The following is a 15,206-nucleotide window of genomic DNA, read 5'->3' on the forward strand; positions in this document are numbered from 1 at the left end:
GCCCTTTCCGTCCTGGCGTCCTCCTCGGTCGGGGAGCTCGTCCGCGCTGCCGACGACGCCGAGCGCCGCGCGCTTCCCCAGGCCTCGCAGGTGCGCGCCCACGCGAACGAATCGCAGGAGATCCTTTCCGCCGGCTACGCCGCGCTTGCCGCCGAGCACGCGTGGAACGGGATTGCGTACGCCGAGACCGTGCGATTGCGGGCGTCCGAGGGCGCGCTTGCGCCGCGGGCGATGCTCGAGCGGGCGCGCGCGGTGGCCGAGGCGACGCACGACCGCCTGGACGCCCTCCACGCACGCTTGCTTGCACTCGAATCCCGTCTCACGGGCCTGGCCGCCCTCGAGTACGTCCTCTACGCCTCGCATTACGGCATGCACGCGAACTACGCCGTGGTCGCGTGGGCGCGGGAAGGTTACCTGTCGGACGCTCCGACGGACGCGAGGGCGCGCGAAGCGCTTCGCCTGGCGCATCTTGCCTTCGGGCGCGCGACGTTTGCCGACGGCGTCCTCAATCTCACCGAGGCCGTGGAGTCGTCCGCCGTCGTCCGCGTCGCGCCCGGCGCGCTCCTTGCCGCCGCCGTGCGACCGCCGGGCTGGGACACGTCGGGCAATTGGACACGTCAGAGCCTCGCGCTTGGCAACGGCTCCGGCGCGCTGTCGCTTTCCCACACCCTGGATCTTCACCAGCAGTACATCCGCGAGCTCGTCGAGTCGCGCTACGAGAGCTCCGGCGAGACGCTCGCCGGCTACGCCCGCCGCCTGGCCGCCAACCTCACCGACGACCACGTCGACGCGGCACGCGGCTTGGGGGCGGCCGGCCTCGTTGCCCTCGAGGCGTACAACCACATGCGCTTTGCACTCGAATTCCTCCAGGGCGCGCCGCCGTCGACGCTCTCGCAGAGCGCGGGCGACCTCTTCTCGCGCTGGGGTCGCTACGTCGTGGCGCGCGACCTGAACGACATTTTCTCCACGATGGAGACAAGGACCGCGCCCCCCGAGCCGCCAAACCTCTTGCCGCTTGTTGTCGTGGCCGCGGCGCTGGGCGCCGTCGCCGTCGTGGCCGCGTGGAGGAGGCGGGCGGCGTGAGGCGCGCGGCACTTGCGGCGACGGTCCTCCTCGTCCTCGTCACGCCTTGGGTCCCGCCCGCGGATTCGGATTTCCTTGCGTCGGGCGTCGTGAACGCCTCCAACCGCGTGCTCACCGTGGGCGGTCCGGCCGTCGCGGCCAACGCGAGCTGGACGGTCGTCGCCTGGAACGAGAACGCCTCCTTCCGCGCGTGGGACGTGCACTACCGGATCCGCGTCGACGACGGTCCCTGGGGCCGCGCGCGCAACCTCACGGCGACGGCGACAAACTCGTGGCTGCCAGCGCTTGCATTCTCGGCGGGCGCCTTGCACGCCCTCTGGATCGAGGACGTGTCGAGCGCGCGCCTGCCCGAGGTTCGCACCGCGCACACGCGAGACGGCGAGAACTGGACGGCCCCGACCGTGCTTGGCGAGGGCGTGATCCTGCGGCCGGCCCTCGTGGCCGGGCCCGAGGAGAGCCTCCACGCGGTGTGGGCCGCCGGCGACCGCGTGTGGTACGCGCGGTGGAACGGAGCGCGCTGGTTCCCTCCGGAGCCGGCCTCGGGCTCGCCGCGGGAAGGAGCGTTCTTGTCGGTGGCCCTCGCGCTCGATCGGGAGCAGCGACCCTTGGTCGCTTGGACGTGGAAGCCCGTCGTGCGCTCCTCGGAGCCCGTCGAAACCCCGGAGGAGGCCGCGCGCGTGGAGACGGCCGTGCGATTGGCCACCGGTTGGGAAACGCCTTTCCTGCTGTCGAACCCGCAGCGCGGCTCCGCCACGGACCCGTCGCTGTGGCGCGCCAACAACGGCACCCTGTACGTGGCCTTCCACCAGGTGCTCACCCGGGGCGTCGTCCTGTGGGCGGTTCGCGAGACCGACCAGTGGACGGTTCCCCACGTCATCGAAGGCACGCACGGGAGCGGCACGTACCCGCGCATCGCCGTGGGGGGAGGAACCGTCCGCATCGCCTTTGTCCACCGCACGAACGGATCGGCCGCCGTGCTCGCCGAGGAGCGGGGGAACTCGTGGGTGTCCGAGACGCTCGCCTACAGCGACAACCCGCTGGGCGTGGGTTTCATCGACCACATCCGCGACGCGCAGGGCCACTCGCGCGTCGTCTGGACCTACCAGCCGCCCAACCGCTCCGTCGACGTCTTCTACTACGAACGCGCCCACGATGCTCTTGTGGTCGACACCTCACCGCCTACGATCGCCGACGTGCGCCCTTCGCCCGGCTCGTTCTTGAATTCCTCGACGGTGCGCATCGAGGTCCTCTACCTCAAGATCGGCACCATGGACGCCTCCTCCCTCCGGCTGCTTGTCGACGACGTGCCGGTTACGAACGCAACCGTCCAGGATGGTCGCGTCGCCGCCGAGGTCCGCGGCCTTGCGGAGGGGCCCCACACGGTGGACTTCTCGTTCGCCGACTTCTCCGGCAACCGCATCGAGCGGACGTGGACGTTCCACGTGGACGTGACGCCGCCTTCCACCAACCTTGTCCTCGAACCCCCGCTGTCCGCCGGCCAGTGGCACCGGGGCGGCGTGCAGCTCACCTGGCAGGGCCTCGATCCGGGCGAAGGCGCAAGCGGATACGCGGGCGTGGCCACCACGCTCTACCGCAACGGGCAACGCGCGTTTGCCTCCCAGCTTGCGCCCGGGACGCACGCGCTCTCGCAGCTGGCCTCGCGTTTCGCCTTCCCGCTCGAGGGCCATTTCGTGCTCCTCTACGCGGGCACCGACGCGGCCGGCAACGCCGAGGCGCCCCGCAACGTCACCTTCCAGGTCGACTCCATCGCGCCCACCTCGCGCGTGCTGCCGCTCCCCGCCGTCTCGAACGCCGCCGAGCTCGCCGTCGAGGTGTCGGCCACCGACCAGGGCGCGGGCATCGAGCGCCTCGAGCTTTGGGGGCGCGACATGGACGCGCGGGCGCAACTTCCCAGCGACTGGCGGCTCCTGCAGGCCTTTGCGTCGGCCGAAGGCGCGCACCGGCTCGCGTCCCCCGACGGACGGCTGTGGGAGTTCTACACGGTCGCGCGGGACCGCGCCGGCAACGCGGAATCCGCGCCGCCTGCGGCCAGGGCCTCCCTCGTCGTCGATCGGACGGCACCCTCCGTGCGCGTGATGCAGCCGGGGGACGGAAGCACCATCTCGACCACGACGAGCGTGATCGTCGACGCAAGCGACGCCGTTTCCGGCGTGACGCGCGTGCGCTTCCTCCTCGACGGGAACGCGTTTGCCAACGCGACCTCGCCCCCCTACGTGGCGGCCATCGACCCGCGCGAGGTTCCCGCGGGTGACCACGTCGTGACGGTGGAAGCGCTGGACGCGGCTGGAAACGTGGGCTCCGTGGCGTTCCGGCTGACGACGGTGGGAGGGCGCCCACGGGACAACGCGACGACGCCTCCGGGCGGGAGTTTCCTTCCAGGCTTCGACGTCCTCGTCGCCGTGGGCGGCCTGGTCCTTGTCGCCACGGTCCTCCGGCGGAAAATCGGGCAGCCCTGATCCGCCAGCATGCTCACTCATATGGCTTCCTCAGGAGATCGTCTGTCGAGAAGCTCCTCCGCCGACGATCCGACCGTTTGGCGAATACGCTGCCGCGAAAGGCTTTAAGAATCCGAACGAAGGTGCGGGCGTGCCCGTAACGGGAGGTTATCGGGAGGTTTGTTTGAATGAAGGCACAATTGACGATGGGCGCGGTCTTTTTGACCGCTCTGATTATGGCCGTTCCCCCGGCCACCGCCGACATCTACGACGGCGAGTTCAACGACGACCGACTGACGGTGGGGTTGTTCTACTTCAACCCCGCCTCGCAGGTAGAGCACCGCCAGGGCGACTTTGGCACGGGCTACTACGACCGCACCTGGACCGACATGCACGGGGACGCCAACTACAAGCCCCAGTGTGGCGAGAACGCTCCGCCCGACTGTCGCAACCGCGTCCAGGAGGACTGCAACAAGCCCGCCCAGCCCGGCGAGGCCGACTGCCGCGCCGCCTGGAACTGCCTGATCGTCCTTGGCGCAGTGCGCCCGACGGCGTTCTTCTTCCGCACGGGCTGGCTGCAGGTCCACGACGAGGGCTCGGACAACTTCGGCGGCAACGCCGACATCGACATGGGTCCCGACTGCCCGACCCCCGACCGCCGCACGGGCAACGGCAACCTTGGCCAGCCCCGCAACGGCCGCGTCCGTGAGGCCGACGAGCGCCCCATGGAAGAGGGCGGCTGCTGCGACAAGTACAGCATCTACGTCGAAGACCAGTGGGTGGACCGCTACAGCATGGCCACCGGCGGCTTCGAGTGGGGCAACATCGGTGAGCGGCCCTTCGACTACCAGTACACGGCGTACCCGGCCGAGAACCGCACGGGCGCCTGGACCGTAAACGGCGTCGCCGAGCTCTCGGTCACGGTTGCGGTCGGATCCAAGCCCACGCAGGTCGAAGTCTGCGTCCCGGCGGCCGACCCCAACGACCCGGACGTCTGCGCCCTGTACGACCTGTTCGTGCCCAGCGAGGACGCCCTGGCGAACGACCCTGACTACGAGTGCGACGTCACGGACCCCGGCGTCGTGTCCGGCTCCGAGGGCCGCCCCGTCGGAACGCCCGGCACGCACCCCGACCCCGAGTGCCTGGCCGTGATGGAAGCCGTCTTCGAGACGTACGAGAGCAGCATCACGCTGATCCGCCTGAGCGGATACGACTTCGTGCTCTGCAACGGCGCCTCGTACGACGGCACGGGCTCCTGCGAGCTCGACAACGTGGTCCAGACCACCGAGACGGTCGACATCACGAGCGCGTTCTGCTGGGACGAGGACTTCGCCAAGGGCTGCGGCGGCAACCAGAACTTCCGCCACTTCCCCGGCTCCTCGTGGACCAGCTGGAGCGGTCTTCGCGCCACCGTGCTCGAGGACGCCAACGCCTCGCCCGGTCTGTACCTCGTGTGCGCCAACATCGTCGAGGGCGACACGGTGCCCGCCGGCGCCGGCGTGCGGCTCATCAGCGACTACACCTGGCTGTGGTTCCAGGACGCCTCGCTGTCGCACGCGGCCGAGCTCGCAAACCCGCTCGCCTACGATGCGGCCACCGAGGAGCTGAACGGCGTCGACGGACGCTGCGGCGCCTAGGAAACGACCGAAACCGTCCGGAGGCAAGGCCCCGCGCGGGCCTTGCCCCTTCCTTTTTTTTTTATTCCCGCTCCGTCACGCCCAGCGTTTGCACGATCGACCGCAACCCCCAAGTAGGTCGCTTGCCTTGGACGCCCTGGCATGACGCGCGTCCGGACGGTTTTCCTCGCCGCGATCTTCCTCGCCATGGCGACGCTTCCCCCGGCCGCCTCCGATTCGTTGGACCCTTCCGCCTTCAACCTCGTCAACCGCGGCTCGGTGACCGGCGGCGTCGCCGTGGCCGGAAACGAGCACCGCAGCGTGGTCGCCTGGTCCGACCTCCTCACGTTCCCCGCGCGCGACGTCCTCTACCGCGTGAACGACGGCTCGGGATGGAGCGCGCTGCGAAACCTCACGCGCTCGCCCACGAACTCGTCGCTTCCCGTCCTTGCCCTTTCGGGCGCCACGATCCACGCCGTCTGGCTCGAGGAGACCGCGCCGCGAACGTACGAGCTTTGGCACGCGATCTCCGCCGACGGCCGCAACTGGTCGGCGCACCACGCGTTGGGTCTTTCGAACCAGGACCGCCCGGCGTTTCGGGTGGACGGGCCCCAGGCGCACGTGCTCTGGACGCATCGCAACAACGTCTCGTACGCGCGCTACGACGGAAGCCGCTGGCTTCCCGCCGAGCGCGTCGCAGGCCCGCGGGGCCAGGCCTTGATCGAACCGGCGCTCACGCTGGACGCGCAGGGACGGCCCGTGGCGGCGTGGACGCACCAACCCGTCCTGCGGTCGAACGAGCCTGCGCCGATCCGAGGGCCCGAGTCGGCCGCTCGGGTCGAAGCCTCGATCCGCACGGCAACAGGCTGGCAGCCGCCGGCCGAGATCTCGAATCCGCACCGCGGACCGGCGACGTGGTCGTCCCTGGCCACCGGTTCCGACGGAAAGGTGCACATGGCGTTCACGCAGTCCGTCTCCCTCGGTTCCATCTTTTATCTCACGCACGAGAACGGCGAGTGGACCGAGCCTCGGGTGGTGGAAGGCGCTTTCGGAGCGACCTCGTATCCGAGCCTTGGCGTCTCGGGCACGGTGCCTCGGCTGGCGTTTGTCCTCCGCACGAACGGCTCGGCCGCCATGCTCGCGGAGCCACGCGGCAACGGCTGGGTCGCGCAGCAGCTTGCCTACAGCGACCATCCGACGGGCGTGGGCTTCCTCGACCAGGCCGTCGACGAAGGCGGGCGCTCGCACCTCGCGTGGACGTTCCGGCGGCCCGCCGGCGGGATCGACGCGTATTTCCTCGACCGGGCGCGGGACCAGCCCGTCGTCGACACCACGCCCCCCGCCGTGGTGGACACGCTCCCGGCGCCCGGCACCTTTGTCAACGTCACCGATCCTGCGATCGAGGTCACGTTCGTCGAGGTGGGAGGCGTCCCGGCGTCGTCCGTGGACGTGCGCGTCGACGGGGTGCGCGTGCCGCAGCCGGCCACGGTCGTGGGCAACCGCATCCTTGCGCGCGCCGCCGATCTTTCCGAGGGCCCGCACGAGATCGAGGTCACCTTCGCCGACGCGGCAGGCAACGTCGCCCGCGCATCGTGGACGTTCCACGTTGACGTCACGCCGCCGGCGACCGCCTTCTCGCTCGAGCCGTCGCTTGCGCCGCAGGAATGGCACCGCGGCGCCCTTCAGCTCACCTGGACCGGCGACGATCCCGGCGAGGCGGCAAGCGGCTACGCCGGCGTGGCCGTGTCGCTCTATCGCAACGGCATCCGCACCTTTGCCACGCAGCTTGCGCCGCGCACGCACACGCTTTCCGAGCTTGCCCTGCGACACGCCTTCCCGCTCGAAGGCCAGTTCGTGCTTGTCTACGCCGGCGTCGACGCGGCCGGGAACCAAGAGGCCGAGCGCAACGTCTCCTTCCGGGTCGATTCGGTCCCGCCGGTGTCCCGTGTCCTGCCGCTTCCCGCCCACGTGAACGCAAGCGAGCTTGCGGTGGAGGTCGCCGCCTCGGACCCCGGTTCAGGCGTGGACCGCATCGAGCTGTGGGGCCGGGACATGGACGCGCGCGAGCAGCTCCCGGGGGAGTGGCGGCTGCTCGAGAGCTTCCGGCGCGCCGAGGGCGTGCACCGCCTGGCGGCCGAGGACGGACGTCTGTGGGAGTTCCGCTCGACCGCCTTCGACCGCGCAGGCAACGCCGAGGCGGCGCCGCAATCGGCGACCGCGTCCGTCACGATCGACCGCTCGCCTCCCTTGCTGCGAATCTCGCAACCCGCCGAAGGGAGCACGCTTGCGAGCACGGCCAACGTCGTTGCCGAGGTCGAAGACGCACTCTCGGGCGTCGTGGTCGTGCGCTTCCGCGTCGACGGCCTGTCGCTTGGCAACGCCACGGCCGCCCCGTACGTGGCGTCTCTCGATCCCCGCGAGGTCCCGCCTGGCGAGCACGTGATCCAGTCCGAAGCGGTGGACGGAGCCGGAAACGTGGCGACCGCAACGCTGCGCATCGTCACGACGGGCGGCCGCGCCCGCGACGTCCCCCCGCCCGCCGGCAACCCTCTGCCGGCCATGGAGGCGACCGTGGCCGCGGCCCTGCTGGCGCTCGTCGGCGCCCTTTCTCGCCGTCGCTTCCACCGATAACTCGCTTTTGAATGTGGTATTTAAGGTTTTCTCGTGAGAGCGGCGCTCGGTCGCCTTTATATACTTTCCATTGCCTGCGCCCTGTGCCTCGGATGGTCAAAACTTTTAATAGCGAACAGACGGAGCCTGGGGCGGCTCCGACGGAGTTGGGAGGAACTCGGTCGAAGCGGGCTGACAGGGTGGGAGTTGAGTTCCCCGTGGGGGAAGCGGTCGAAGGCACAGAACCCTTCCGAGGACACGTTGGCGTGTTCCTTCTCGTTGCGTTGGCAGCCCTCGCGCTGCTCGTCCTTCTGATCGTCGGCTCGGCGCAGGCCGGGCACGCCCCCGCCGTTTCGAACGTGACCGCCATGGAATTCCTCGTGAACCAGGCCGCGACGATGCACGTCGTCGTCACGAACGTCCAAAACGACGGCGGTGCGCCGCCGCTTGGCCTCAACGAGACGACGGTGTTCGCTCCGCCGGGCATCCACTTCAGCACGGTGGGCCAGGAGCACCAAGGACCCTCCGGCTGGAGCGTTTCGGCGCGCTCGGACCGGGTGCGGTTTTCCGCCCCCGTCGGAAGCTCGGGGCTTGCAGGCGGCCAATCGACCACGCTTGCGCTTCGTGTCGCCCACATCGACGCGCGCCCCCAGGACGGAACGGCCAATCTCACGATCGAGACGCAAAGCCCCGCCCTCGACCGCATCCGGTCGGACCTCCCGCTCTCGCTGCGCGTCCTTTCCGCCACCCTCTTGGTCGTCGAGCCGGCCGGTGCGCGCGACCTCGTGGCCTCCAACGGCACGACGGTGACCCTGCGTCTGGCCGTGAAGAGCCACGCGTCCGTGGCCCTGTCCTCGGTGCAGGCGAACCTCACGGTGCGCATGAGCGACCGCTTCATCGACAACACGACGTCGCCCGTCCCCGTCGCGGCGGCGATTGCGCCCAACGACACGGTCTTCTTCTCCTTCAACCTCAGGCTCGACCCCCGCAACGGCACGCGCGCCCTCGTGGGATCGGCCTTCCAGGGCAACGCCACGACCGGACCCTTCAACGGCACGCTTGCGCTGCACGTCGTCTCGCCGGCCGTCCTTCGCCTTCCCGCCAACAACGCCTCCAACACGACCTGGCAGGCCATCAGCAACGGCACGCTTCCGGACGTGCAACGGGCCACGGACCTTTGGGTCCGGCTGGAGAACCCCGGCGACGCCGACGTCGTGCTCGGGGCGCCGCGGCTTCGGCTCCTGCGCGCCGGCGCCGGCGGCAGCGAGGATCTAAGCGACCGCTTCACGATCCAGCGGATCGACACCACCGACCGCGTTGCGGGCCGGAGCAACGTCACGCTGCTCTGGAACGTGACCGCGCTGCGGACGCTTGCCTTCGAGGGCGAGATCGACGCCGAGCTGCGGGTGCCCTGGGGCGACGCAAACCTGGACCTCACGCCCAACACGCTTGCGCCCGCGCCGCTGCGCGGCGTGTTCCTCGCGGACCTCTCGCCTCCGCGCGTCACGAGCCTCTCGGTCCTGCCGTCAGGCCAGGCGTGGACCGTCGACGGCAACAACGTGACGATCTACGCCACGTTCGACGACGTGTCGCGCGACCGCGGCTTTGTCGCCTACGCCAACGTCTCGAGGACCTTCCACAACGGGACGGTCTGGGAAACGGGCCCCATGAACCGGACGGGGGACCTCTTCTGGTTCAACTTCTCCACGAACCTCACCTTCCTCAACGCGACGTTCCTGCCCTCGCGCTTTGACGCCTCGTTCCCGAACCACACGGAGTTCGTGGGCGCCTGGAACGCCCGCGTGGAGGGCGTCGACGGAGCGGGCTTCCGCGCCTTCTCGGAGATGGCAAGCTTCCACATCCAGGACGGAGTCCCGCCGCAGATCGCCAACGTCAACGTCACGCCGCGGACGCAGCCGCACGTGCCCGGCACGACCGTCAACCTCTCGGCGGAGGTCTTCGACAACATCCGCGTCGCCGCCGTTCGCGCCACCGTCACGCGAAGCGTCCCCTCCGAGCCCGAGCCCATCGTCGTCCTCGACGACGCGCCCATGCGCCCCCTTGCGGTCGACGCAAACCAGGGCGGCACCTACACGCTCGTGGCCCCGTTCCCGCCGGGCGAGCTCACCCTTCGCGTGACCGCCGTGGACGGGTCGGGCACGTCCAACCTGAGCGCGCCCTTCTCTTTCTCGATCGTCGACACGAACCCGCCTTCGATCGGGCGCGTCCGCCTCGACGGCGTCGAGCGCCTGGCCGCAAGCTCCACCCGCACGATCCACCTCACGGTCGAGGCCTCCGACGACGACGCCGTGCATCACGTGGACATCGTCGTTCGCGACCTCCACACGCGGCGCTCCGTGGCCGTCGACGCAAACGCGACGCTGCGCGCCGACGGCACCTACGTGACGCGGCTCTCCCGCGGCGAGGGCAGCGTCTTCGAGCGGCGCGGCCCGCTTCCGCTTCCCGAAGGAAGCTACGAGATCCAGGCGACCGCTTTCGACTGGAACCTCAACGCCCGAAGCTCCCCCCCCGCGGGCGACTGGCAACTGTTCGTCGACAACACGCCGCCGCGCCGCCCGGAGCTCATCGCGCCCGCCGACGGCGCCATTCTCACGGCGCGGCCGACCCTGTCCTGGACGCACGTGGGCGGCCTCGATCGGGAGGCAACGGACGGCTACCACGTGATGCTCGACACGACCCCCGAGGGGGGCTCGCCAAACGCCCGCCGGATGGAGGTGCGAGGCGCAACCGAGGTCGCGGTGGACCTTCCCGACGGGATCTGGCACTGGCGGGTCGTCGCCTTCGACCTCGCGGGCAACGAGAACGCGACGGGCGTGCGCTCCTTCACGATCGACTCGAGCGCGCCGGTCCTTCGCACCCGGCCGGCCTCCGGGGGCTTCGTGCGGACGGGCGGCTCGGTCGTGGTCGAGGCGCAGGACCTCACGCTCTCCCGGCTCACCGTGACAAGCGGCGGCGTCGTCCTGTACAGCGGCCAGGAGCCGCTTGTCACGGTCGACACCCTGACCTGGACCTCGGGCCGGCGCACGATCGAGATCGACGCGGTCGACGAGGCCGGCAACGCGGCGCGACAGGTCGCCGAGTTCCAGATCGACAACCAGCCGCCTCGCACGAGCCTGGCCACGCCGCCGCGCGCGGTCGCCTCCCCGCTTTCGATTCCGCTGACGGCCTCTGACGACCGCAGCGGCGTGCGCGCCGTGTGGGTCTCCGTGAACGGTAGCGCGTTTGCGCCCCTGGAGCTCCTGCATCTCAACCAAAGCGGCCGCTACGAGGTTTCCTACTACGCGGAGGACGGCGCCGGCAACGCCGAGGCGCCTCGCAACTTCACGGTGGTCGTCGACTTCGACGCTCCCCGTCTCGAGCCGCCCGCCGGAGGCCGGCCTTCGCGCGCGGCCGTCGGCGAGCCGTTTGCGATCGCCGTCCGCGCCACGGACCTCTCGCTGCGCGAGGTGACCGCCCGCGTGACGGTGGACGGCCGCGAGGTCGCGCGACTGGTCCTCCAACCCGAGGGCCGAACGGGCGTGCACTCCGCCTCCTACGCGCCCACGCGCGAAGGCCTCCACCAAATCCGGCTCGAGGCGACCGACGAAGCCGGCAACGTGGGGACGCAGACCTTCGAGGTGTCCGTGGGCAACCCGCTGTGGACGCTGCTTGCCGTGGGAGCGCTTGCGGGAGCGGTCGCCATCGTGGCGCTTGCCGTCTGGGCGCGCCGGCGCCGGCTGCGCGAGGAGGAAGAGGAGGAGCTTTCCCGATGAACCTCGTGGTCCTCGCCCCCCTCGCCCTCGCGCTTGTTCTGCTGGCGGCCGGCTGCGCGCTTGCGTCGCACGCCTCCGACGCGCGCCTCTCGAACGTCGAGGGCGCAAGGAGCACGCCCGCCGGTTGGTTCGCCGGAAACCCTGCGGCGCTTTCGCACACCTTCGTCGTGCACAACAACGCCTCCTCAACGCACGGCATCGTCCGCGTGACGATCTCCGTCCCTCGCATCCAGGGATTGCCGCCCTTGGAGATCACGGGCGCGGAAAGCGACTGGGCGGTGACCGTCTGGTCGCAGGAGTTCGACGGCCGCAACGATACGGTCCAGTTCACGGCACCCTTTGGGCTGCGCATCGCGCCGGGAGGCCACAAGAACTTCACCGTCGGGGCAACCACGCAGCGCGAAGGCGGCTTCGCCTGGTCGGTCTTCACGCGCGACGACGCACTCGACCCGGAGGAGAACGCCGCCGCCGTGCGCCTGCCGGGAACGCTCGTCTCCGGGCTCGACGTTTCGGCGCCGGCGGTCACCATCCTGCAACCGCCGCCGGGCGCCAGCGTCAACGTCGACGTGCTCAACGTTTCCGGCGTCGTGCACGACAGTCCGGGCGTGGGCGTGCAAGGTTCGGGCGTGGTCGACGCGCGGCTGCGCCTTGAGAGCGTCTCCAGCGGGGCCGTGGTCGCGGAGCGCAACCTCACGCTTGCGGCCGACGGGTCGTGGAACGTTTCCATCAACGCCACCTTCGCGCAGGGCGAGTATCGGCTTCGCGTGAACGCGACCGACGCCGTCGGCAACGCGGCGCTGCGCACGCAGGCCTGGACGCTCGACCGCGCGCGTCCCTCCTCGCGGTTCACGACGCCCGAATGGATCACGGGGAGCGAGGCCGTGCTGGCGTGGAGCGCCTCCGGAGCCGGGCCGTCGGCCACCTTCCGCCTCTTCGAGTTCCAAGGCGAGGACCCTGCGCCGCTTGCCGGCCTCGCCTGGGCCCTTTGGCGCAACGAAACCCTCGACGCCGGCAACACGAGCCGCTTCCCGACGCTTGCGATCGACGCCTTCGGACGCCCGCATGCCGCTTGGTCCCGGCCCGAGGGTCTCCGCTACGCGCGCGACGACGGCGCCGGGTGGGTCGCGTCGCCCGTTCCCGTGGAGGGCCTGGCACGCGCGCCCCGCCTGGCCGTGGACGCGGCGGGGCGCCCCCACCTGTGCCACCGCACGGAGGAGGCGGCAGGCGGCGATCCTCGGCTTGAGTACACCCAATGGAACGGGACGGCCTGGCGCACGGAGCGCGTGGCCGACGAGGGCGCCCGTTGCGACATCCGGCTTTCCGTCGACGGCGCGGTCACGATCCTCTTCACCAACACCAGCAGCGGCAACCTGACCGTGGCCGTCCGGGGAACCGCCGGGTGGACGCTTTCGACCCTTGATTGCTGCGACCTCACGGGCGCGCTTGCCGTGGCGCCCGACGGCACGGCGCACGTGGCCTACCGCAAGGGCGACCTTCGCCACGCCGTCGGGAACGCCTCCGGCGGGTGGGCGACCGCGCCCGTCGACGCCACCTCCGGCAACGCGAGCCTCGCCGTGGACTCGCACGGGCGCCCGCACCTTGTCTACCGCACGCCCGACGGGATCTTGCGCCTCGCGCGCCACAACGGCACGGCCTGGACGCTCCTGACGGTCGAGCGCGACACGTCGGCGAGCCTTCGCGCCGCCATCGCGATCGACGCTCAAAACCGCCCCCACGTCGCGTTCCGCGAGGTCGTCTCGGGCGACCCGGACGCGGCACACACGGGTCTTCTGCGCTACGCGACGACCCGCGCGGACGGAACGTTCTCGGTCGGCGACGTGGAAGACGGCGCGTTTGCCAACCTCACGCTTGCGATCGATGGGCACGGCCGCCCGCGCATCCTCGTCGTGCGCGACGCAGGTTCCCAGGGCGGGCGTGTGCAGGCCCTCGAGCCCCACGCGACCTCGCAGACGTCGCTTCGCCTGATCGACCTTCGCCACGGGGACGACCGCCGCTTCCGCGTGATCGCCACGGACGCGGCCGGCAACGAGGAGATCAAGAGCGGACCCTTCGACCCGGCCAAGGGAGACCTCCGCCTGCGCGTCGACCAGGCCGCCCCCACGATCGAGCGCGTCACCCTCTCGCCGCTCTCGGTCCGTCCCGGCGCCACGGTCCGCCTCTCGCTTGCCGCCGGCGATTCCGGCGCGGGTCTTGCCAGCCTCGCGCTTCGCATCGTCCGCGTGGGGGCCCTGGATCGCGTGATGCTCCAAACGCCCGTTGCCGTGGCCGCCGACGGCTCGGCAAGCCACGCGTGGAACACGACGGGCGTGCCGGAAGGCGAGTATGCGTTCGAGCTTGTCGCCCACGACCTCGCCGGAAACCGGAACGCCACGGTCGTTCCCTCCCGCGTCGACGTCGACGCGTCGGTCACGACCGCCGTGGCGCTCGATCCGCTGTACGCGGGGGGCCTGCGCGCGCTTGCCCCCGGCCGCGCGGTGCTCCTTCGCGTCGAGGCCTTCGACCGCAACGGAATCGCCTCGGTCGTCGCCAACGCCTCCGCGTTGGACCGCTCGGCCGTCGCCCTGGCGCTGCGGGACGACGGCGCGGACGACGTCCAGGCCGGCGACGGGGTCTATTCGGCGCGCGTCGTGGCCGGCCACGTGCCCGACGGGGCGTACCTCCTTCCCGTCCGCGTAACCGACGGCATGGGCAACGAGCGCACGGTCCGCGTGCGCGTCGTCGTGGCGACGACGCCGCCCTCGCTCGTCGCCCTGGGGCCCTTTGGGACCGCCGGCAGCCCCTTCGTGATCGAGCTTGCCGCCTCCTCCCCGGCGGGCATCGACGTCGCGAGCTTCTCCGTGCGCCTCGACGGCGAGGAGGCCGGGGAGAGCTTCGCCGTTCGGGTGGACGGACCAAACGTGACGTTCCGCAGCGAGCCCATCGCGCAGGCCGAGCGCATCCAAGTACGTGCGCAGGTCGCCGACGTGGCCGGGAACGTGGCGTATCGCAACTGGAGCTTCTTTGCGGACGGCCAGGGGCCGGATCTTTCCGTGTCCCTGCGCGGCGAGGCCGGCCGCGCGCCGTGGTGGCGCTCCGCCGTGGCCATCGACGTGGAGGCCCACGACGTTTCGGCGCCCGTCTCCGTCGAGGTGCGCGTCGGGGAGGGACCCTTCCGGCCGTACGAGGAGTCCGTCCTGCTCGAATCCGAGGGACGCCACCGCCTCGTGGCGGTCGCGACCGACGGATGGGGCAACGAGAACGCGACCACGGTCGAGATCCACGTGGACCGCTCGCCCCCGCGCGTCCTGTCGGTCCGCCGCGAAGGTGCCGAGATCGTCGCCGACCTCTCCGACGCGCTCTCCGGCGTCGTGGCCGCGCGCGGCGTCGCGCTCGTCGAAGGCCGCGAGGTCGAGTTCGCGTTCCGACCCGCGCGCGGCGTCTACGTGGCGGACGCTTCCGCGTTGCCGGCTTCCTTCTCGGGGACGATCGTGGTCCTGGACGCGGCCGGCAACGAGGCGCGCCAGGAGTTCGCAATCGGCGGCTTTTCCCTTCCGGGCCTTGAGGCCTTGGCGGCGGCAGGCGCCTTGGCGATCGCGGTGCGCCGGAGGTGGTCCGCATGAGCGCGCGTCCGCCCGGGGAAGGAGCGTTCCATAACCGTATTATAAAGA

At 70.7% G+C, this 15,206-nt stretch carries 6 protein-coding genes; all 6 read left to right on the forward strand.

From position 1 onward, the window contains the following. The coding region (locus VM681_03115) for a hypothetical protein (protein HVL86987.1) at nucleotides 1-1,083 on the forward strand (1,083 nt) is incomplete at its 5' end. Then, entirely contained in the window at nucleotides 1,080-3,560 is a 2,481-nt protein-coding gene (locus tag VM681_03120; protein HVL86988.1) for an Ig-like domain-containing protein, read from the forward strand. The genes VM681_03115 and VM681_03120, both read left to right, overlap by 4 nt. A 200-nt stretch (nucleotides 3,561-3,760) precedes the next feature. Continuing rightward, entirely contained in the window at nucleotides 3,761-5,176 is a 1,416-nt protein-coding gene (locus VM681_03125) for a hypothetical protein (protein ID HVL86989.1), read from the forward strand. 141 nt (nucleotides 5,177-5,317) lie between these two features. Beyond that, on the forward strand, nucleotides 5,318-7,786 hold the full coding sequence (locus VM681_03130; protein HVL86990.1) for an Ig-like domain-containing protein: 2,469 nt from the start codon (nucleotides 5,318-5,320) through the stop codon (nucleotides 7,784-7,786). Nucleotides 7,787-8,031: 245 nt separating this feature from the next. Then, nucleotides 8,032-11,538, forward strand: coding sequence for a cadherin repeat domain-containing protein (locus VM681_03135; GenBank protein ID HVL86991.1), 3,507 nt, complete (start codon nucleotides 8,032-8,034; stop codon nucleotides 11,536-11,538). After that, a complete protein-coding gene (locus tag VM681_03140; GenBank protein HVL86992.1) occupies nucleotides 11,535-15,158 on the forward strand; it encodes an Ig-like domain repeat protein in 3,624 nt (1,207 codons plus the stop codon). The genes VM681_03135 and VM681_03140 overlap by 4 nt, the downstream gene beginning before the upstream one ends. Nucleotides 15,159-15,206 lie beyond the last annotated feature (48 nt).

It is taken from the genome of Candidatus Thermoplasmatota archaeon (genome assembly GCA_035541015.1).
Taxonomy (GTDB): domain Archaea; phylum Thermoplasmatota; class SW-10-69-26; order JACQPN01; family JAIVGT01; genus DATLFM01.